The 20,060-nt window shown below is 68.7% G+C and carries 21 protein-coding genes; 11 read left to right on the top strand and 10 right to left on the bottom strand.

The features are described from left to right. Nucleotides 1-6 precede the first annotated feature (6 nt). The 6 genes from W7S_RS00285 to W7S_RS00260 all read left to right on the top strand — a co-directional run bounded on the left by W7S_RS00285 (nt 7) and on the right by W7S_RS00260 (nt 5,566). Nucleotides 7-792, top strand: a complete 786-nt coding sequence (locus W7S_RS00285) for an LLM class F420-dependent oxidoreductase (protein WP_020821284.1) — start codon at nt 7-9, stop codon at nt 790-792. Between the two features lie 120 nt (nt 793-912). After that, complete coding sequence (locus W7S_RS00280) at nt 913-1,653, top strand: GntR family transcriptional regulator (protein WP_014710756.1); 741 nt, start codon at nt 913-915, stop codon at nt 1,651-1,653. Between the two features lie 50 nt (nt 1,654-1,703). After that, nucleotides 1,704-3,521 carry an ABC transporter substrate-binding protein/permease gene (locus tag W7S_RS00275; RefSeq protein ID WP_008262636.1) on the top strand — a complete coding sequence of 606 codons (1,818 nt, stop codon included), beginning with the start codon at nt 1,704-1,706 and terminating at the stop codon, nt 3,519-3,521. After that, entirely contained in the window at nt 3,518-4,267 is a 750-nt protein-coding gene (locus W7S_RS00270; protein WP_008262634.1) for an amino acid ABC transporter ATP-binding protein, read from the top strand. Before W7S_RS00275 ends, W7S_RS00270 begins: the two co-directional genes overlap by 4 nt. Nucleotides 4,268-4,332: 65 nt before the next feature. Further along, entirely contained in the window at nt 4,333-4,836 is a 504-nt protein-coding gene (locus W7S_RS00265) for a MarR family winged helix-turn-helix transcriptional regulator (RefSeq protein WP_008262632.1), read from the top strand. A gap of 58 nt (nt 4,837-4,894) precedes the next feature. Beyond that, nucleotides 4,895-5,566 carry an SDR family oxidoreductase gene (locus W7S_RS00260; protein WP_008262630.1) on the top strand — a complete coding sequence of 224 codons (672 nt, stop codon included), beginning with the start codon at nt 4,895-4,897 and terminating at the stop codon, nt 5,564-5,566. Nucleotides 5,567-5,571: 5 nt separating this feature from the next. Here W7S_RS00260 and leuS read toward each other — a convergent pair whose 3' ends face one another. After that, entirely contained in the window at nt 5,572-8,481 is a 2,910-nt protein-coding gene (gene leuS, locus W7S_RS00255) for a leucine--tRNA ligase (protein WP_014710754.1), read from the bottom strand. Between the two features lie 184 nt (nt 8,482-8,665). On the opposite strand from leuS, the gene W7S_RS00250 reads away from it, so the two are divergent. Both W7S_RS00250 and W7S_RS00245 read left to right on the top strand, forming a co-directional pair. Continuing rightward, nucleotides 8,666-9,841 (top strand): LpqN/LpqT family lipoprotein, encoded by a 1,176-nt coding sequence (locus W7S_RS00250; RefSeq protein WP_008262626.1) that lies wholly within the window; start codon nt 8,666-8,668, stop codon nt 9,839-9,841. A 66-nt stretch (nt 9,842-9,907) separates the two neighbouring features. Next, the gene (locus W7S_RS00245) at nt 9,908-10,249 is read left to right on the top strand and encodes a hypothetical protein (protein ID WP_008262622.1); all 342 of its coding nucleotides are present in this window, start codon (nt 9,908-9,910) and stop codon (nt 10,247-10,249) included. A gap of 18 nt (nt 10,250-10,267) precedes the next feature. On the opposite strand, the gene W7S_RS00240 is transcribed toward W7S_RS00245, so the two are convergent. After that, on the bottom strand, nt 10,268-10,873 hold the full coding sequence (locus W7S_RS00240; protein WP_008262619.1) for a YqgE/AlgH family protein: 606 nt from the start codon (nt 10,871-10,873) through the stop codon (nt 10,268-10,270). A gap of 145 nt (nt 10,874-11,018) precedes the next feature. Here W7S_RS00240 and W7S_RS00235 point away from each other — a divergent pair, with 145 nt between their 5' ends. Both W7S_RS00235 and W7S_RS00230 read left to right on the top strand, forming a co-directional pair. After that, nucleotides 11,019-12,305 carry an MFS transporter gene (locus tag W7S_RS00235; RefSeq protein WP_008262617.1) on the top strand — a complete coding sequence of 429 codons (1,287 nt, stop codon included), beginning with the start codon at nt 11,019-11,021 and terminating at the stop codon, nt 12,303-12,305. A 50-nt stretch (nt 12,306-12,355) separates the two neighbouring features. Further along, nucleotides 12,356-13,129: a TIGR03084 family metal-binding protein gene (locus W7S_RS00230; protein WP_008262612.1), complete on the top strand. Its 774-nt coding sequence runs from the start codon at nt 12,356-12,358 to the stop codon at nt 13,127-13,129. A gap of 250 nt (nt 13,130-13,379) precedes the next feature. Here the strand turns inward: W7S_RS00230 and W7S_RS00225 are convergent, their stop codons facing one another. After that, nucleotides 13,380-13,706: a DUF2710 family protein gene (locus W7S_RS00225; protein ID WP_172417549.1), complete on the bottom strand. Its 327-nt coding sequence runs from the start codon at nt 13,704-13,706 to the stop codon at nt 13,380-13,382. A gap of 51 nt (nt 13,707-13,757) precedes the next feature. Continuing rightward, entirely contained in the window at nt 13,758-15,512 is a 1,755-nt protein-coding gene (locus W7S_RS00220; protein WP_041297613.1) for a DUF5632 domain-containing protein, read from the bottom strand. A gap of 82 nt (nt 15,513-15,594) precedes the next feature. On the opposite strand from W7S_RS00220, the gene W7S_RS27075 reads away from it, so the two are divergent. Beyond that, on the top strand, nt 15,595-15,738 hold the full coding sequence (locus tag W7S_RS27075) for a hypothetical protein (protein WP_014378759.1): 144 nt from the start codon (nt 15,595-15,597) through the stop codon (nt 15,736-15,738). Between the two features lie 33 nt (nt 15,739-15,771). On the opposite strand, the gene W7S_RS00215 is transcribed toward W7S_RS27075, so the two are convergent. From W7S_RS00215 to W7S_RS00190, 6 genes are all read right to left on the bottom strand, one after another. After that, complete coding sequence (locus W7S_RS00215; protein ID WP_008262605.1) at nt 15,772-16,083, bottom strand: DUF2694 family protein; 312 nt, start codon at nt 16,081-16,083, stop codon at nt 15,772-15,774. Further along, on the bottom strand, nt 16,080-16,397 hold the full coding sequence (locus W7S_RS00210; protein WP_008262603.1) for an ESX-1 secretion-associated protein: 318 nt from the start codon (nt 16,395-16,397) through the stop codon (nt 16,080-16,082). Before W7S_RS00210 ends, W7S_RS00215 begins: the two co-directional genes overlap by 4 nt. 50 nt (nt 16,398-16,447) lie before the next feature. Then, on the bottom strand, nt 16,448-17,905 hold the full coding sequence (locus W7S_RS00205; protein WP_014710751.1) for a DUF4226 domain-containing protein: 1,458 nt from the start codon (nt 17,903-17,905) through the stop codon (nt 16,448-16,450). A 130-nt stretch (nt 17,906-18,035) separates the two neighbouring features. After that, nucleotides 18,036-18,398, bottom strand: coding sequence for a DUF4226 domain-containing protein (locus W7S_RS00200; protein WP_008262597.1), 363 nt, complete (start codon nt 18,396-18,398; stop codon nt 18,036-18,038). Between the two features lie 48 nt (nt 18,399-18,446). Further along, nucleotides 18,447-19,265, bottom strand: coding sequence for a C40 family peptidase (locus W7S_RS00195; protein WP_008262596.1), 819 nt, complete (start codon nt 19,263-19,265; stop codon nt 18,447-18,449). Next, nucleotides 19,262-20,050 (bottom strand): helix-turn-helix domain-containing protein, encoded by a 789-nt coding sequence (locus W7S_RS00190; RefSeq protein ID WP_008262595.1) that lies wholly within the window; start codon nt 20,048-20,050, stop codon nt 19,262-19,264. Before W7S_RS00190 ends, W7S_RS00195 begins: the two co-directional genes overlap by 4 nt. Nucleotides 20,051-20,060 lie beyond the last annotated feature (10 nt).

Raw genomic sequence — 20,060 nt, 5'->3', positions numbered from 1 at the left:
GGAGCCATGACTTCTGAGCTTCCTGTTCGTATCGGTGTGCAGCTACAACCCCAACACGCTCCGCAGTACGGTCAGATCCGCGACGCCGTGCGCCGGTGCGAGGACATCGGCGTGGACATCGCCTTCAACTGGGACCACTTCTTCCCGCTCTACGGCGATCCGGACGGCGCGCATTTCGAATGCTGGACGATGCTCGGGGCTTGGGCCGAGCAGACGTCGCGCATTCAGATTGGTGCGCTGGTGACATGTAACTCGTACCGCAACCCGGAACTGCTCGCCGATATGGCCCGCACCGTCGACCACATCTCCGACGGGCGACTGATCCTCGGCATCGGTTCGGGGTGGAAGCAAAAGGACTACGACGAGTACGGCTACGAATTCGGCACCGCCGGCAGTCGCCTCGACGACCTGGCGACCGCGCTCCCCCGGATCAAAAACCGGCTGGCCAAGCTGAACCCGGCGCCCACCCGGGAGATCCCGATCCTGATCGGCGGCGGGGGCGAACGCAAGACGCTGCGACTGGTCGCCGAACACGCGCACATCTGGCACAGCTTCACCGCCGCCGACGAGTTCCCGGCCAAGTCGGAGGTCCTGGCGCGCCACTGCGCCGACGTCGGTCGCGATCCGGCCGGCATCGAACGCTCGGCGGCCGTGAAAAACGGCGGCGAACTGCTGGCGAACGCCGAAACGCTGGTCGGCCTCGGCGTCACACTGCTGACCGTGGGATGCGACGGCCCGGGTTACGACCTGAGCGACGCCGAAGCGTTATGCAAGTGGCGCAATAACCGCTGAATGGGTGGCCGCCGGCTTTGCTCCGGGTTCATTCGCCAAACTCGTGAACGCGCGCGTCAATTCGTGAGAAACTCTCAGCGCCAGATGGCCGAACCGGCGCGAAAGAGATTCGACAAAAAGATGCCGAAGAAATACGGGGTCAAAGAAAAGGACCTGGTTGTTTCGCACATCCTCCACCTGTTGTTGACCGGCAAGCTGCGCAGCGGGGACCGCGTCGACCGCAACGAAATTGCGCTGGGCTTGGGAGTCAGCCGGGTCCCCATTCAGGAGGCACTGGTCCAACTCGAGCACGACGGCATTGTGTCCACCCGGTACCACCGCGGCGCCTTTGTCGAGCGTTTCGATGAAGCCACCGTCCTCGAGCACCACGAACTGGACGGGCTGCTCAACGGGATCGCGTCCGCACGCGCGGCGACCAGTCCCACCCCGCGGATCCTGGGGCAGCTCGACACCCTCATGCGCTCGCTGCGCGCCGCCAAGGATGCGCGCGCGTTCAGCGATATCGCCGCCGAATATCGGCGCACCGTCAACGACGAGTACGCCGGGCCGCGGCTGCACGCGACGATCCGCGCCTCGCAAAACCTCATCCCCCGCCTGTTCTGGACGACCTATCAGGGCGGACGCGAGGAAATACTGCCGTTCTACGAGGACGAGAACTCCGCGATACACCGCCGCGATCCCGACGCCGCGCGGGCGGCCTGCGTCGACCGCTCCTACCTGATGGCCCAGACCATGCTTGCCGAGCTGGTTCGGCGCAGGGTCTTCACGCCGTCCGACGACATCGGACGCGTGGCTGCCGGCCCCCTTCAAGTGATTACCGGCGGCGAGGCGATCTCGGCCGAAGCGTCGTTGGCGCTGTAGAACCGGCGCTGTCCGGGCCGTGCCGCCGCCGGGTCGATACGGTGGCAGTGATGAGTTTGCCCGTGCGCCGGCGCGCCACGCGCCTTGCCAAGCTGTTCGCATTGGCCTCGACATTGCTGGTGGTGTGGGGGTCGACGTCGATCACGCTGGCCGGTCCCGCGGCGGCCGATCGGAACCAATGCGCGCCCGCCGGCCCGAAGAGCGCGGCCGTGTTGCCGGAGGAACTGGCCCATAGTGGCGCCATGGGCCGGCCCGACGAGCACACCACGCCCGGCGTCGAGCCGTTGAGTTCGGTGAACGTCGACACCCTGGGTTTGGGCACGCCGGGGGTGTTGACCGTCGGCACCCTCTCGGGCGCTCCGCCCCACATCTGCATCACCCCCACCGGCCAGTACAGCGGGTTCGACAACCAGCTGCTGCGGGCGATCGCCCGCAAGCTCGGTCTTCAAGTCCGTTTCGTCGGCACGGATTTCGCCGGGCTGCTCGCACAGGTGGCGACGCACCGCTTCGACGTCGGGTCCTCGTCGATCAAGGCCACCGAGGAGCGCCGCCGGACCGTCGCCTTCACCAACGGCTACGACTTCGGCTACTACTCGCTGGTGGTGCCCCCCGGCTCCGCCATAAAAGACTTCAGCAATCTGACCGCGCGGCAGCGCATCGGCGTCGTGCAGGGCACCGTCGAAGAGTCCTACGTCGTCGACAATCTGCATTTGCAGCCGGTGAAGTACCCCGACTTCGCCACGGTGTATGCCAGCCTCAAGACGCGCCAGATCGACGCGTGGGTGGCGCCGGCCGGGGAGGCGGCCAGCACGATCCAGCGGGGCGATCCGGCGGTGATCGTGGCGCACGCCTTCAGCAACGAGGGCTTCGTGGCGTACGCGGTGGCCAAGGACAACAAGCCTTTGGTGGACGCACTGAATTCCGGGCTCGACGCCGTGATCGCCGACGGCACCTGGTCAAACCTGTACTCGCAGTGGGTTCCCCGCACCCTGCCGCCGGGCTGGAAGCCCGGATCGCTGGCCGCGCCCCCGCCGGTCCTGCCGGATTTCGCCGCCATCGCGGCGAGTCAACACCACAAGAACGTGGGCCCGGCCGCGCCCAAGTCGACGCTTGCGCAGTTGCGTGACTCGTTCTTCGACTGGGAGATGTACCGGCAGGCCATTCCCGCTCTGTTCAGCACGGGGCTGCCCAACACGTTGATCCTGACCAGCAGCGCCAGCGCGATCGGGCTGACGCTGGGCATGCTGCTGGCCATCGCCGGGATATCACAGTCGCGGTGGCTGCGCTGGCCGGCGCGCGTGTACACCGACGTTTTCCGGGGGCTCCCGGAAGTGGTGATCATCCTGATCATCGGGCTCGGTGTCGGGCCGATAGTGGGCGGGCTGACCAACAACAACCCGTATCCGATCGGCGTTGCCGCGTTGGGGATGATGGCCGCCGCCTACATCGGCGAAATCCTGCGCTCGGGGATCCAGAGCGTCGATCCCGGCCAGTTGGAAGCGTCCCGCGCGCTGGGGTTCAGCTATCCGGTGGCGATGCGGTTGGTGGTGGTGCCCCAGGGCGTGCGACGGGTGCTGCCGGCGCTGGTCAATCAATTCATCGCGTTGCTGAAAGCCTCTGCGCTGGTGTACTTCCTGGGCCTGGTCGCCGACCAGCGGGAGCTGTTCCAGGTGGGCCGCGACCTCAACGCGCAGACCGGCAACCTGTCGCCGCTCGTCGCCGCCGGCGCCTTCTACCTGATATTGACTGTGCCGTTAACGCATTTGGTGAACTACATCGACGCTCGGCTGCGCCGCGGTCGCGCCGCGGTCGACCCCGAGGACCGGCCCGACATGCTCACCTCGACGTTCGGCCAGGAGATCACGTGAGTTCCAGCGTCGTCGCCCGTTCGCCAGTCTCTTTGGCGTGCAACGGTATTCACAAAACACTGGACGGCACCGCGGTGCTTCGCGGCGTCGATATCGACGTCCCCGCCGGCAGCACGGTGGCGGTCATCGGGCCGTCCGGCTCGGGCAAGTCGACGCTGCTGCGCACGCTCAACCGCTTGCATGAGCCGGACAGCGGCGACATCCTGCTCGACGGCAGGTCGGTGTTGAAAGACGATCCCGACCAGCTACGCCAGCGCATCGGCATGGTGTTCCAGCATTTCAATCTCTTCCCGCACCGCACCGTACTGGACAACGTGGCCCTGGCACCGCGCAAGTTGCGGCGTCTGCCCGCCGACCGGGCGCGCGACTTGGCGCTGACGCAGCTGGACCGAGTTGGCCTGAAACACAAGGCCGGTTCCCGCCCCGGCATGCTATCGGGAGGCCAACAGCAGCGGGTGGCGATCGCCCGCGCCCTGGCGATGTCGCCGCAGGTGATGTTTTTCGACGAGGCGACCTCGGCGCTGGATCCCGAAATGGTCAAGGGAATTTTGGAACTCATTGCCGACCTCGGTGCCGACGGCATGACAATGGTTGTCGTAACCCACGAAATGGGTTTCGCCCGGTCGGCATCCGACGCGGTGGTTTTCATGGATCACGGCAAGGTCGTGGAATCGGGTCCGCCCGAGCAGATATTCGAAGCCGCCGAGACCGAACGGCTGCAGCGGTTTTTGTCCCAAGTGCTTTGATCCCCACCGCCTAATGGGCAATAGCTACCTTGTAAGCATCTGATAACGGGTTAGACTCCCGATTTATGGCAGACAGCGAATCGAACCCGGCCGAGGTTGCCGAGCTCGCCGAAGGTTTGCACCGTGCGCTGTCCAAATTGTTTGCCATGCTCCGGCGTGGGGACCCCAGCGGGGCCGCCGCCGGGGAACTGACCCTCGCGCAGCTGTCGATCCTGGTCACCCTGCTCGATCAGGGGCCGATCCGGATGACCGATCTGGCGGCACACGAACGGGTGCGGACCCCCACCACGACCGTGGCGATCCGGCGACTCGAGAAGGTGGGGTTGGTCAAGCGTTCCCGCGACCCGTCCGACCTGCGGGCGGTCCTGGTCGACATCACCCCGCGCGGGCGAGCCGTCCACGGTGAGTCGCTGGCCAACCGCCGCGCGGCCCTGGCCGCGATGCTCAGCCAGCTCCCCACCGATGACCTCGACACCCTGATGAAGGCGCTGGCACCGCTGGAGCGGTTAGCCTCCGGCGATCCCACATCCGGGCCGGCCGGGGTGCCGCCCGCCCGCCAGGAAGCCTGAAAGCTGCTGGCGTTCAACGCTTTTCGCCTGCCGTTCCGGTCTGGGTAGACTTTCCCACATGCCCACTGCACTCATCACCGGCGCCGGACGCGGGATCGGTACGGCGATCGCGACGGCGCTGGCGCCGACGCACACCCTGCTGCTGGCCGGCCGCCCATCCGATCGCCTCGACGGGGTCGCGGAGCGACTCGATGCCACCACCTTTCCACTGGACCTGACCGACGGGGGCGACATCGAGGCCGCCTGCGAAATCGTGGACGAACTCGACGTGCTCGTGCACAACGCGGGACTGTCGATCCCCGGGAACGTCGCCGATTCCCACGTCGACGAGTGGCGTGCCACCTTCGCCGTCAACGTCTTTGGGCCGGTGGAACTCACGCTGGCGCTGTTGCCCGCGCTGCGACGCGCCCGTGGCCAGGTCATCTTCATCAACTCCGGAGCGGGCCGCAACGTCTCGCCCGGCATGGCCTCCTATTCGGCCAGCAAGTTCGCCGTCCGCGCCTTCGCGGACTCCCTGCGCAACGACGAGCCGGACTTGCGCGTCACCACGGTCTATCCGGGCCGCACCGACACCGACATGCAACGCGAACTCATCGAATTCGAAGGCGGAAGCTACGATCCCGCCAAGTTCTTGAAGCCGGAAACCGTTGCGGCCGCGGTCGCCAACGTGGTGGCCACCCCACCCGACGGGCACGTCCACGAGGTGATGCTTCGGCCGGCCGGTCGGTAGCGGCGTTACACGACGAGGTTGACCAGCCGGCCGGGCACCACGATCACCTTGCGCGGGTTCGTGCCCGCCAGGAACGCCTGAACCTTCTCGTCGGCCAGCGCGGCGGCCTTCAACGTGTCCTGGTCGGCGTCGGCTGCCACCGTCACGCGTCCACGGACCTTGCCGTTCACCTGCACCGGGTATTCCACCGTGTCGTCGACGAGGTACGCGGGGTCGGCCACCGGGAACGGCCCGTGCGCCAGCGAGGTGGTGTGACCCAGCCGCAACCACAATTCCTCGGCTAGGTGCGGAGCCAGGGGCGCCAGCATCAACACCAGCGGCTCGACCGCCGCGCGGGGCACCGCCTCACGGTGCTCCTTGGTGAGGTGGTTGGTGTATTCGATCAGCTTGGCCGCGGCCGTGTTATTGCGCAGTGCGGCATAGTCTTCCGCGACTCCGGCGATTGTGCGGTGCAGCATCCGCAGGGTGCCGGTGGCGAGCTCCTGCGCGGGCCCGTCGAGCACCCGCGTCTCACCGGTCTGTTCGTCGACCACCAGCCGCCATACGCGCTGCAGGAATCGGTGGGCCCCGACGACGTCCTTGGTCGCCCAGGGCCGGGAGGCCTCCAGCGGTCCCATCGACATCTCGTAGACCCGCAGCGTGTCGGCGCCGTAGTCGTCGCAGATCTCGTCGGGCGAGATCGAATTCTTGAGGCTCTTACCGATTTTGCCGAACTCCTGAAAGACTTCGACCTCTCCCCCGGGTCCCGGGTAGACGAAACGGCCGTCCCGCTCGACCACCTCTTCGGCCGGCACGTACGACCCTCGGGCGTCCGTGTAGGCGAAGGCCTGGATGTAGCCTTGGTTGACCAGCCGGCGGTAGGGCTCCCGCGAACTGACGTGTCCCAGGTCGTAGAGAACCTTGTGCCAGAACCGCGCATAGAGCAGGTGCAGCACGGCGTGTTCGGCGCCGCCGACGTACAGGTCGACTCCGCCGGGATCCTGCGGTCCGTGCTCGGCCGGCCGCGGGCCCATCCAGTAGGCCTCATTCTCCTTGGCGCAGAACCGTTCCGAGTTGTGCGGGTCGGTGTAGCGCAGTTCGTACCAGGAGCTGCCGGCCCACTGCGGCATCACGTTGGTGTCGCGGGTGTAGGGCTTGAGGCCGTCGCCGAGATCCAGCTCGACGTGCACCCATTCGGTGGCTTTGGCCAGCGGCGGCGAGGGCTCGCTGTCGGCGTCGTCGGGGTCGAACAGTACGGGCGAGTAGTCCGGCACGTCGGGCAGCTCGACCGGCAGGGCGGCTTCGTCGAGTGCGTGCGCGCGCCCGTCGCTGTCGTAGACGATCGGGAACGGTTCACCCCAGTACCGCTGGCGGGCGAAAAGCCAGTCGCGCAACTTGAATTCGATGCGGGCCCGGCCCCGGCCTTCGGACTCCAGGCGGGCGGTGATCTTTTCCTTGGCGGCAGCCACGTCCAGGCCGTCGAGGTAGCCGGAGTTGACCAGCACCCCGTCACCGGCGTAGGCCGCTTCCGAAATATCCCCGCCGGCAATGACTTCCACGACGGGCAGGCCGAACTCGTGGGCGAAGTCCCAGTCCCGCTGGTCGTGGCCGGGGACGGCCATGATGGCCCCGGTCCCGTACCCGGCCAGGACGTAGTCGGCGATGAAGATCGGCACGGGTTTGCCGTTGGTGGGGTTGGTTGCGTAGCTGCCCAAAAAGACGCCGGTCTTCGCCTTGCTCTCCTGGCGCTCGAGGTCCGACTTCGAGGCGATGGCCTTGCGGTAGGCGGCGACGGCTTCGCCGGGCGTCGCGGCGCGATACGTCCAACGCGGGTCGGTCCCGTCGGGCCAGGCGGCGGCGACCAGCTCGTCGACCAGGTCGTGCTCGGGGGCCAGCACCAGATAGGTGGCGCCGAACAGCGTGTCGGGCCGGGTGGTGAACACCTCGATGTCGACCGCCTCGCCATCTGCCCTGGTCGCCGCGAACAGCGCCTTCGCGCCGGTGGACCGGCCGATCCAGTTGCGCTGCATGGCCTTGACCGGCTCCGGCCAGTCCAGCAGTTCGAGGTCGTCGAGCAGCCGGTCGGAATAGGCGGTGATCCGCATCATCCACTGCCGCAACCGCTTCCGGAACACCGGGAAGTTGCCGCGGTCGCTGCGGCCGTCGGCGGTCACCTCCTCGTTGGCCAGCACGGTGCCCAGCCCGGGGCACCAGTTCACCATCGAGTCGGCCCGGTAGACCAGCCGGTGACTATCGACCACGTCGGCCCGCTCCCCCGCCGACAGAGCGGCCCAGTCCCGCCCGTCCTCGAGCCGGCGCGCCCCGGAATCGAATTCGGCGACCAGCTCGGCGATGGGACGCGCCTTGTTGGCGGCGGTGTCGAACCACGCGTTGTAGATCTGCAGGAAGATCCACTGCGTCCACTTGTAGAACTCGACGTCGGTGGTCGAGAAGCTGCGTCGGCTGTCGTGGCCCAGCCCCAGGCGGCCCAGCTGGCGCCGGAAATTGACGACGTTGGCCTCGGTGCGGGTGCGCGGGTGGGTGCCGGTCTGGACGGCGTACTGCTCGGCGGGCAGCCCGAATGCGTCAAACCCCAACGCGTGCAGCACGTTACGGCCCGTCATGCGGAAATAGCGGGCGTACACGTCCGTCGCGATGTAGCCCAGCGGGTGGCCGACGTGCAGCCCCTCCCCCGACGGGTAGGGGAACATGTCCTGCACGAACAACTTGTCGTCGGGGACCGAAGACCCGTCTGGCGGCGCCAGCGATCCGACCGGGTTGGGCACATTGAACGTCCCCAGCTTCGCCCAGTTGTCCTGCCACGCGCCCTCGATCCGGGCCGCCAGCGCCGCGGTGTAACGATGCGGCGGCGCGTCGGAGTCCGGCTGGGCGGCGCCAGGGCCGCCGCCTGTCGAAGTGGTCGGGGATTCGGTCACTTGAACAGGGTATAAGGGCCGACACGGCCGTTCGCCGGCCACAGGTTGGTCTCGGTTCCGTTGCGCGCCGATCAGGGGTTCATCCCAGGTGTATTTCGGGCCTGGTCACCGCCTTTGACCTCTAGTTACAGTCGGCCACTATCGACGGCTTCTGGTATTTGAGCCATGGGAAGGACCGACGCAGATGATTGACATCGTCCCCGTCCACCGGGCACTTCTCGGCGGCATGGTCGCCGGCCTGATGGGTTTGGCGGTTGTTGCGAGCGGCACCGCATCGGCGGACCCGTTGCCCCCGGCGCCGGCACCGGTTCCCACGGTCCCCGCGCAGGCGCCGCAGAACCTCGGGCCCGAGCTGGTGCCTCCGAGCAGATACCTCGCCGCGCCGCAGGCGGCCACTCCCCTGGCGCCGCCGGCCACCGCCGGGACTCCAGGAACGACGGCACCCGCCGCGGCCGCCCCGGCTGCCGCTCCGGCCCCGGCCGCGGCCCCGGCTCCCGTTCCCGCGACCTCCGGCACGATTCGTGAATTCCTGCAGTCGAAGGGCGTCAAGCTCGAGGCGCAGAAGCCGCAGAACTTCAAGGCGCTCGACATCACGCTGCCGGTGCCCGCCCGCTGGACCCAGGTGCCCGACCCTAACGTGCCCGACGCGTTCGCGGTCATCGCCGATCGGCGCGGCAGCAGCATCTATTCCTCCAACGCCCAGGTGGTGGTGTACAAGCTGGTCGGGGATTTCGATCCGAAAGAGGCGATCACCCACGGCTACGTCGACAGCCAGAAGCTGCCGGCGTGGCAGCCCACCAATGCCTCGATGGCCGACTTCGGGGGCTTCCCGTCGTCCATCGTCGAGGGCACCTACCGCGACGGGGACCTGACGCTGAACACGTCCCGGCGCCACGTCATCGCCACGTCGGGACCCGACAAATACCTCGTCTCGCTCGCGGTGACCACCGACCGCGCGGTCAGCGTCGCCGACGCCCCGGCGACCGACGCCATCATCAACGGTTTCCGGGTCGCCGCCCCCGGTGGGGCCGCCCCGGCGCCGGCGCAGGCCCCGGCCGCCTCCCCAGTCGGGCGACCCGCCCAGCCACCCGTCGCTCCGGCACCCGCCACCGCCCCGGCCGCTCCGGCTCCAGCTGCCCCGGCCACCCCAGCGGCCCCGGTCGCCCCGGCGGCTCCGGTTGCTCCGGTCGCCCCGGCCCCCGCCACGGCCCCGTTGGTGCCGCTCGCCCAGACGACACCCGCGGCCCCGGCCCGGCTCCCCGCGCAGACACCGCTGCCCAACCAGCAGCACACGCCCAGCCTGCTGGCCATGGTGCCCGGCTTGCCGCCGCTGCCGAACTTTTCGTTCCTCCAGCACTGAGCCCGGCGGCACCCACCCCGCAGAGCCGGATGAGCGGGCGGCCAACCCGGCTCGTATTGTGGGCCCATGCTGATTGCGGGCGTGCTGTGCATGTGTGCGGCGGTGGCCTCGGCGGGGTTCGGCACCTGGTCGCTTGCGCACAATCGGAATTTCGGCGCCACGGCGCTCGCGTTGCGCGCCATGGCACCCACCCAGTTGGCGGCCGCGGTGATGCTGGGCGCCGGTGGTGTGGTGGCGCTGGCCGCGGTCCCGCACACCGCACTGGTGGTGCTGATCGTGTGTGTCGCGGGGGCGCTGGGGACGCTGGCCGCGGGCTCCTGGCAGAGCGCGCGTTTCGCGCTGCGCCAGGAAGCGGCGGCGCCCGCGTGCGCGGGCAGCTGCGCCGGCTGCACGCAGTCGTGCCACTGACCTTCTAGCTGGGGAGGCCTAGTTTCGGCTGATGTCGATCGGGTGGGTCGCGAGCAGCGACAGCGGCAACGGCTGCCGGCGCAGGACGTGACCCCACAAATCTGACCTCGGCCCGACGAGAACGTCGGATGGCAAGGCGGACAAGACAATCCAGTCGTCGCGTTCGATCTCGCCTTCGAGTTGACCGATTGTCCAGCCGGAGTACCCGGCGAAGATCCGCACGCCCTCCACCAGCGGTGCGATCGCGTCGGGGTCGGCGTCCAAATCGACCATCACCACCCGGCCGTCCACATGCCGCAAGCCCGGCACGTCGTGCGGATCGGCGCCGACCCGCAACGTCGCCAGACACAGCGCGGCGTCACGCTTCACCGGGCCCCCGATGAACATCGTCTTCGGCTTCGCCGCCAGGTTGGTCCACTGGGGCAGCACGTTGTACACCGCGGTTTCGCTGGCGCGGTTGAGCACCACACCCAGCGTGCCGCCATCGTTGTGCTCGACGATGTAGATCACGCTGCGCCGAAACGTCGGTTCGAGAAGGTCGGTGTTGGCGAGCAGCAAAGTGCCCGCGCGCACCCGTTGCGCGGCGGGTGCGACATAGTCCTCTGGATCCTCCGGCGGCGGCACCCCACCATCATCGCATCCGGCCGATCGTCGCCCAGGGCAATCGAGACCGCGGGCCACGGCGATTTGTACTGTTGTTGGGACAGCTCTGAGCGCACGAGTTTGCCAGCCCCAATCGCGGAAGTCGGTTTCGGTGATCCCAACCCGGATGCAGTCCAGCGCACCCGTCGAAATCTGGCGGTCCGTGCGCGGTTTGCCAGACTTCTGGCGGCTGCTGCAGGTGCGCATGGCGAGCCAGTTCGGTGACGGACTGTTTCAGGCGGCGCTGGCCGGAGCGCTGCTGTTCAACCCGGATCGCGCGGCCGATCCGCTTTCCATCGCGCGCGCCTTCACGGTCCTGTTTCTGCCCTACTCGCTGCTAGGGCCGTTCGCCGGCGCACTGATGGATAGGTGGGACCGCCGGCTCGTGCTCGTCGGAGCCAACGCGGGCCGCTTGATCCTCATCGCCGCCATCGGCACGATCCTGGCGGTCCGGGCGGGCGACCTGCCCCTGCTGCTGGGCGCGTTGTTCGCCAACGGCTTAGCCCGATTCGTCGGGTCCGGGCTGTCCGCGTCGCTGCCCCACGTGGTGCCGCGCGAGCAGGTGGTGACGATGAACTCGGTGGCCACCGCGGTCGGTGCCATCGCGGCGTTCGTCGGCGCAAACTTCATGCTGGTGCCGCGGTTCGTCTTCGGCGCCGGCGACAAGGGCGCCTCGGCAATCGTCTTCATCACCGCGATTCCCGTGGCGATCGCGTTGCTGTTGTCGTGGCGGTTCGGTGCGCGGGCGCTGGGCCCCGACGACACCCGGCGCGCGATCCACGGCCCGGTCATCTACGCGGTGGTCACCGGCTGGCTGCACGGTGCGCGCACGGTGGCGCAGCGCCCGACGGTCGGCGCCACGCTGTCCGGGCTGGCCTCGCACCGGATGGTGGTCGGCATCAACTCGCTGCTGGTCCTGTTGCTGGTCCATCACATGCCCGACGCCGATGGCGGGGGATTCGGGACCGCGCTGCTGTTCTTCGGCGCGGCGGGCTTGGGCGCCTTTTTGGCCAACCTGCTGACACCGCCCGCGATCCGGCGCTGGGGGCGCTATGCCACGGCAAACGGCGCGTTGGCGGCCTCGGCGATCATCGAGATCGCCGGCGCCCAGCTGCTGGTCCCCGTCATGGTGGCGTGTGGCTTTCTCCTCGGCGTCACCGGTCAGGTGGTCAAACTCTGCGCTGACACGGCGATCCAGATGGATGTCGACGACGCCCTTCGCGGGCATGTGTTCGCCGTGCAGGACGCGCTGTTTTGGGTGGCGTTCATCGTCGCGATCACGGTGGCCGGAATGTTGATCCCCGGTGACGGACACGCGCCCGCGTTCGCACTGTTCGGCTCGGTGCTCTACCTGGCCGGCCTCGCGGTGCACAGCTTCATCGGTCGCCGCGGCGAGCAGGCGAATGATCGCTAGGGTGACGACGTGAGGTGTCCGACGTCCCCGGCCGGCAGGGGAGCGCAGCGATGACCGGCCCCGCACCGATGGTCGAGGACCTGCGCGCCGAGAGCGAGGCGCTCGACGCCCTGGTCGCGCCGTTGCAGCCCGAGCGCTGGGCCGACCCGACGCCCGCGCCCGGCTGGACCATCGCGCACCAGATCGGACACCTGTTGTGGACCGACCGCGTCGCCCTGATCGCGGTGACCGACGAGCCCGGATTCGCCGACGTGCTGGCGGGTGCGGCCGCCGACCCGACGGGCTTCGTCGACAAGGGTGCCGAAGAACTTGCGGCCCTGGCGCCGGCCGAGCTGCTCGCCGACTGGCGCGCCACGCGACGTCGGCTGCACGAGGAGCTGCTCGGGGTCACCGCCGGCCGCAAACTCCCGTGGTTCGGCCCATCGATGAGTGCGGCCTCGATGGCCACCGCGCGGTTGATGGAGACGTGGGCGCACGGTCTCGACGTCGCCGACGCGCTGCGCGTCACGCGGCCCGCGACCGACCGCCTACGGTCGATCGCGCATCTGGGGGTCCGCACCCGCGACTTCGCCTTCGCCGTCAACAATCTCGCGCCCCCGGCCGAACCGTTCCTGGTCGAACTGCGCGGACCCGGCGGTGACATTTGGTCCTGGGGACCGCCGGAGGCTGAGCAACGGGTCAGCGGCTCCGCGGAGGATTTCTGCTACCTGGTCACCCAGCGGCGCCCGCTGAGCGCCCTGGACATCACGGCCCAGGGCGCCGACGCGCGGCGCTGGCTGGAGATCGCGCAGGCTTTCGCGGGACCTCCCGGCGCCGGGCGATGAGCGCGCGATTTGGCTGAAGCCGCGGGTGCCGGTCACGCGGAGCGCCACTTCTGTCTCGTGCGTCGCTCGGAGTCGGCACCCATCCTTTGCCCGCCTCACAGCGACAAAATCCAGCGCGGTGCCGCCGGCCCGTCGAACGCACGGTGTCGCTACGAGGTGGGCACCAAGCACCCGGAGAGACGTGTGCGACCGGTATGACCAACGCGGCGGGCCCGTCAACCGAGCCCGCGCGATGAGCGCGTAAGCGACGTCAGTGCAGGGGGCCGCCGTAACTCGCCCGGTTTTCGGCCTCGGCCTCTTCTCGCAGCGCCGTGATCGCGAGGTTCAGCCTGTCGGCCAACTCGCCGTGGCCGTACCCGGTCATCACACCGGGATGGAGGGTCAGTTTCAGCAGGCGACCGTCGGAATTCGCCACGGCGTACACGTCGCCCAGGTCGACGCTGTAGGTCACCGCCTCGGCCTGCGCCACAAGGGCTTCCCACTTGTCGGCCGCTTCGCTCAGTTCCCGAAGAACCGATTCGACGAGATCCTTATCGCTGAGATTCGCGCGACTGCCCGAACCCGACACGAGGAACAGTATCGTCGACCCCTCCGACCAGCGTCAATTCATACGCGATGGGTTCTCGACTCAACCGCCGGGCGTCGACGCGGCGAGCATGCGATACCACGCGAGGTGATAGTTCGCCGACACCGTGTCGCCGCTGGCAATGCCTTCGGTGGCGGCCATCAGCATGCATTTGAGCAGCAATCCCGGATTGACGTTCGGATACTGAACCAGCAGCTGATAGCGCGCCGTGTCGAGGTGCACGCGTAGCACGTCGACCTCCTGATCGACGACAAACGTGCCCGCGGCCGCGGCGTCGGCCAGCCGCGTCACGATCTTGGGCAGTTCGGCGTGCGCGCGGGTGACCTGGCTGAGCACCCTTGCCAGGTCATCGATGGCCGGCAGCTGGCGCGGGTCCACCGACGACCGTGTCGCGGCGAAGTCGGCCGAGCGGCGCAACGAATCACCGGGAGCGTAAGTGACGACGCGTGTCGTGTCGCCGATCAGTGCGGCGACCCTGCCGCCGCGTCGCTCGGGTTCCAACAGCCGCACGCCTGCGGGAAGGCTGATGCCAGACGGGATCCAGCCGTGGGCGAGGTCGGTGACCAAGACCGTGGTCCCGTCGGCGCGATCCCCGATCGCCCAACTCAGCCGTGGCTCTTGCCGGACCACGAACTCAAGCAGCCGGTTCAGCCGGGCGTTGTCGAAACCCGTTGGGGTCACCGGTTTTTCGATGGCGGTCGGCGCGGCTACGACGGGTTCGGCCTCCTCGGCCGGGGCTTCCTGGCTCACCGCGGCCGGCTCGACGGGAACTTCCTCGCTCACCGCGGCCGGCTCGTCGCGGGTGTCCTCCGCCGGTTCCTCCGCGGGCGCGTGGTGGCGCCCGCCCTCGACGGGTTCGACGGGTTCCTCGACGGGCGCCGGCGCGCGATCGGCCGGCGCCGCGAACGGGGGCTCCGCGTCGGTGACCACCGGAATGACCTGCGTCTCCTCGAGGTGTGACGCGTCGGCGACATGGGCCGGCTCGTCCTCGCCGGGGGTGGGCCCCGGCCCGGCCGCCGGCTCGTCGCCGGTAGCGGGCTCGTCCACCACCGCATGGTGGCGGCCGGTTGCGACGGGCTCCTCGACCGGCTCGGCCTCGCGGTCCACGGGCGTCTCGACGACCGGCTCCGCTTCGGAGACGACCGGGATGACCTGAGTCTCCTCGAGATGGGACACATCGGGGGCCGCGGCCGGCTCCTCAGCGTGGGCCGCTTCCGGTTCGCCCGCCTCCGGTTCGACCGGTTGGGCTGGTTCGCCCGCCTCCGGTTCGACCGGTTCGGCTGGTTCGACTGGTTCGGCCGGGCGGGGACGCCATCTCGGCGGCGGCGGGGGTGGCTCGGCGACGTCGTCGAGCTCGCGGACCGCGGGCAGCACCTGCGTCCTTTCCAGGTCAGCGCCCGGACCCTCGAGGGTGGGCGGGGCTGCGGCGGGGCGCTGCGCACCGCTCTGCACCGTGTGCAGATAGCGGATCGTCGATTCGACTCGGCGCACGGCGCGGCCGCGGGCCTCCTCGATGACTCGCGCCTCGGCCGCCTGCCGCGCCGGGTCGGTCATGCCCGCCCGCTTGAGCATCTTGAGTTGGTCGTTGGCGCCGTTGGCGATTCGCTGCAGGTCGGCCTTGAGATACTCTGCGAGAGTTGCGGTTTCGGCGGTGACCGTCGACAATTCGGCAGGCCACAGCCCGCCTGTCACCCAAGGGGTGCAGTCGATCGGAGAGCTGAAAGCCGGAATCGCCAGCGACTCCCGGGTAGCCCTCCGGAGGCGCTGACGCGCCGTCATCCGACCGAAGATCGCCACCAGCTAAGCGTACCGGCAGCGGGCGTTCGACTTGTGCGGTCAGTGAATTGTGCGCCCGCAACGGCCTGGGTAGCGTGGGGCCATGGCTGAATCTGCACTGCAGCAGCAACTCGACGAGGTGCGCGCCCTACTCGCCCGCGCGCGAGAGTTGTTCGGCCCCAATCCCGTCGAGCCGCCCACGGGGATCGCTCCCGATCCCAGCGCAGCTAAGCCGTGGCTGCGCTAGGCCGGCGTCGCATGTGAGATTCGTGCAGCCCGGCTAGCGTCCGCCATTGCGGCGGCGCAGTTTGTGCGCCAGCAACTTCTCGATGGCGGCGTCGAGGTCCCGGGGGGTCGGAACCTCGGCGGAAGGGGTGTGCCCTGCCGCGACAATCTCGTCGCGGATCTCCAGCAACGCCTTGAGGCACGACACATCCGCGGTGAGCACGATGCCCTGCGCCAAAGTCTCGGCGTCGGTTTCCATCGCCTCTTCGCTCAGCGCGACGCTGTGCATGTATCCGCCGCGGCAAGAGCGGACCAGGATGTGCCCACTCGGGTGAACGGTGTCGAAAGCGGGATTCGCGTCGGTCATCGACCGCGGTCGACGACGTCGCCGAACTTGCGTGCAGCCTCCTGCTCGTGCTGTTCCCACATCGTCGCCGATACGGTCAATTGGTCGGCCAAATCCGCGTGGTCAGCGGCCTGCTGCTCATAGCACTGCCGTCGCAGCTCGAGCAGCTCGCGGCCGGCATCGCGAAGCTCACTAAAGATCGGCCCGAGCGAATCGAGGCTCTCCTGGATCGCGGCGTGCGACGACGGAACGGTGCGTAAGTACTCCGACGTGTCCTGATGATGCGCGGCGGCCTGACGTAAGTGCGCGGGCACCACATGTATCGAATCTGCCATCCGCTGTCTCCTGTTGACGACCGCCGTACGTGCCGGCGAGTTCATTTTTCTCAGGTGGTCGACGAGGTTGCCGGCCGGGTAGGTGTCGGTGGTTCAGGCTTAGTCGGCGTGGTCGCGGGCGCGGCCGCCGCCGGCGGATGCTCCCAGCCTAGAAAGTTCGGTCCGCTCACGGTGGCGATGTGCTGAATTTGGCCATCGAGAAGCGCCTTGTCAGGGCCCAGGGCAAGGGCGTGACGGTCCGTGAACATACCGATGTCGCCCGGGCCCACCCGTAGGGCATCGATTGGGTTGGCGACCGCCGTCCCCGGTGGGGGAATGGTAATTCCCTCTTGTTGGAAGGCTTCCGCGATCGGCGTGCCGCCGACGGCGGCCTGGATCGCCGCTGCCAACTGTGGGCTGGCGGCGGTCACTGTCTCGCCGTCGGGCAGGGTCACCGGCGTAGGGCCGGCCGCTGGCTCATCGGATGACGCGTCCTGTGGGTCGTTGTTCTCGTCGGGGTTGTCCGAGGCGTCGTGCGCGCTGGGGTCTTCCTCTTGGGCATCCGGTAGTTCTTCGCCGGCCAGGTCCTGCAGCGCCGGATCGTCCGCGTCGCCGCCCGAAAAGGGAAGGCCGCCGGGCGCTTCCCATCCCGCCGTGGAGGCGGGCATGGTGCCCAGGCCCGGAAGTGGCCCACCACCGAAGTTGGGCATCGGGGGCGCCATCGGCGTTTCCGTCGCCGTTGGGATCGGGGCGCCCGCCGCCGGATCTGGCGCCGGAGCGTCTTCGGGCCACAGTCCGTCATCATCGGCCAACAGCGAGTCCAGCAGCGGATCCCATTCGGCGTCGGTATCGCTCGATTCGGCGGCCGAACCGAGCGCGGGCGCATCACCAACGGACGCCGCCGGCGCGTGTTCCCCCGGCCGGTTCGGTTCATTCTTGGACGCGTCGTAGAGCGACGTCCAGGCGGCCATCAGCGCCGACTTCGACGTGTCGTCCAGGCTGGCGTTCAGGACCACCGCGCGAATGTCTCTGAGCTTGCCGATCAGGAAACGTTGGAAATCGCGCGCTCCCGCCGGAGTGTCCAGGTCCGATCTCATCAGCACCGCGGCTTCGGTTTCGTGCTGCAACTTGGTGAGCGCTTCTCTGCCGTCGACCGCACTCAGGTGCGCGTTCAGGATGGCCGACACCACTTGCATGTCCAGTTGCGAACTCGCGGAATTCTGCTGTGCGAGAGCGGCTTCGGCGCTGGCGATGGCGTCCGCGGCCGCACCCGATTCCCGGTCCGGCGGTGTCGCGGTTCCCGCCAGGGATCGGCCCGTCGGCGGGCCGCTCGCGGGCACGGCGCCGAACACGTCCGCGTGCTGTCGGCGGATCTTGGCTGCGATTGCCTCGAGTTGGTCGGTGCGCGTGGTCGGCGTGATCACAGCGGAGACTTCGGTCGGCGCCAATCCCGTCTGCCACGCGTTGGGATCGCCGGTGCGGTCTCGGACGGACTTGACCGTGGCCAGCAGGTCGTCGTACGCCGACATCAGCCGCGCAGCCGGCGCTGCAGCGGCACTCGCTGCGGAAAGTGACGCGACCCCTCCATGTCCGGCGACAGTAGTGGGGGGCGTTCCTGCCGACAATTCACTGAGCAGCATGGTTGTGGACTAGTTCCGGTTAACTGCGGCCCGCGGTGTACTGCGCCCGAAGGTTCTCCAACGCAGCCCTTTTCGCCTGAGCGAGTTCGCGCGCCCCGGCGACGACTGCGGCGATCTCGCGCTGCTTGTCCAGCAGGAACTTGTGAAACTCTCGCGCTCCCATGGGTGTATCCACGGCGAGGTTCGCTTGCTGGACGACCGCGTGGTCGATCTGTTCGGCGATGGCGTCCAGTCGCCGGACGCTTTCGCGCGCTGCGCTGTGAGCGGTGTTCAGCACGTCGGTCAGCACAAGGTCGGCTTCGGACGCGGCGCCGTGCTGGCTCGCCAGCGTCGATCGCCGTGCTTCGACGGCCTCTAACGAGTGCCCGGGTTGTTCCGGCATCGGCTCACCCTTCTCGTCGTGCCCGTATCGCCGGGCGAAGTTGGCGTGTCATAACGGTCGGCGGATCGCAACGTTGTTGCCCAGTCGGCTTATTCGCACCGACGCCCCCGAGTACGGCGCCTCGACAACCAGGTTGTTGCCGATAGCGAGCTGGACGTGACCGGCGTGCGGAAAGACCAGATCTCCCGGTCGCACCTGCGCACGCGGAACCGGAATGCCGTCGTTGATCTGCTGATATGTGGTGCGGTCCAAGTGAATACCGGCCCGCGCGTAGCTCCACTGAACGAGCCCGGAGCAGTCGAACGCCTCCGGGCCGCTGGCGCCCCAGACGTAGGGGCGGCCCAGCCGCGACAACGCCGCCCGCACCGCGACCGCGGCCCGATCGTTCGGCGGCAACCCGAGGCCGCGCCCATGCCGCAGCCGATACCGCAGGGCCAGCAGCGCCGCGTGGTGCCGTCGCGCACGCAACCTCGCCGATACGACGTGGGCCCGTTGCGTGCGCAGTCGCGCCACGCGGCGGCGCATCGCCTCTCGCTGCGCCAACGGGGTCGACGGGAGCGTGTTGACATCGGCGCGCGCCGCGTCGAGGACGTTTTGGGTCAGGTCGCGCGCCTGCGCGCGGTCTCGGTGGGCTCCGGCGAGCACGTCGGTGACGGCGGCGTCGGTCCCGGCCGCCGACGAGAGGCGTTGGCGACCGTGGTCCACCGCGAGCTGGTAGCCACCGTGGGCCAATCCGTCGTTCAGTCGGGCGGCGCGGCGCAACAGGCTGCGATAGTGCCCGGTGTCGGCGTCCAGGGACGCAGGCGTCGTGCTGCCGGCGAAGAGTTGATGCGCGCGGCTCAACGCCTCGACTTCGCTACGGCTCACTGTGCCCCCTCGGCGCCGTCGTGGCTTCCCTGTTGTTCTTGGCCCGCCGTCTCGACCGCCTCGGTGAAGGCGCGCACGCGGGGGAGGGCGCCGGGCGAAATGACCCCGCGATTGCGGATGTCCCACATCTCGTCGACGTCGACACCGACCAGCGCGGCGATGATCGTCTCCGGCAACGAGGACTGCGCGCAGGCCCGGTCGAAACGCGCGCTCAGGCTGCCGGGCATCCGCTTCAGCAGGGCCGTGCGCGTCGCCTCGAGGGCCTGCAGATGCTCCATCAGCCGGTCGGTCGAATCCGCGCCCGCGCTCACCGCCACCCGCCAGGAGCTGGCGGCGAGCATCTCCGCCTTCACGCACTGAGCGATCACAGACAGAATATACGTCTCATATTCGTTTGATGTTGTCGCAGGCAGCCGATCGATGACGGATTTGAGGGCGTCGAGCTGGGCTTCGGCATAACCTTCCAGCACTTCGGTGTCGCTGTGGCGGTCGACGACCACGGGTCCGGTGCGCCGCGCCGCCATCGCGGTCGCCGGCGCGGCCATCAGGCGCGCCAATTCGGCATCCGGATCGGCGGCCACCAACAGCCGGGAGTAGGTGCCCGGCGGCAGGCCGAGCCCGTTTTCGATCTTCTGAACTGTGCTTTTGTGCGGTTTGCGGGCGCCCCGTTCCAAAAAGCTGAGCCCCATGATGCTGACCCCGGTCGCGGCGGCGAGGTCGGCTAGTGACCAGTCCCGCGATTCTCGCAACGCGCGGATCGCCGCGCCGGCCGACTCACGGCTCACCACACGCTCC

Source organism: Mycobacterium sp. MOTT36Y (genome assembly GCF_000262165.1).
GTDB lineage: Bacteria > Actinomycetota > Actinomycetes > Mycobacteriales > Mycobacteriaceae > Mycobacterium > Mycobacterium intracellulare.
This window is presented reverse-complemented; position numbering and strand designations above follow the sequence as displayed.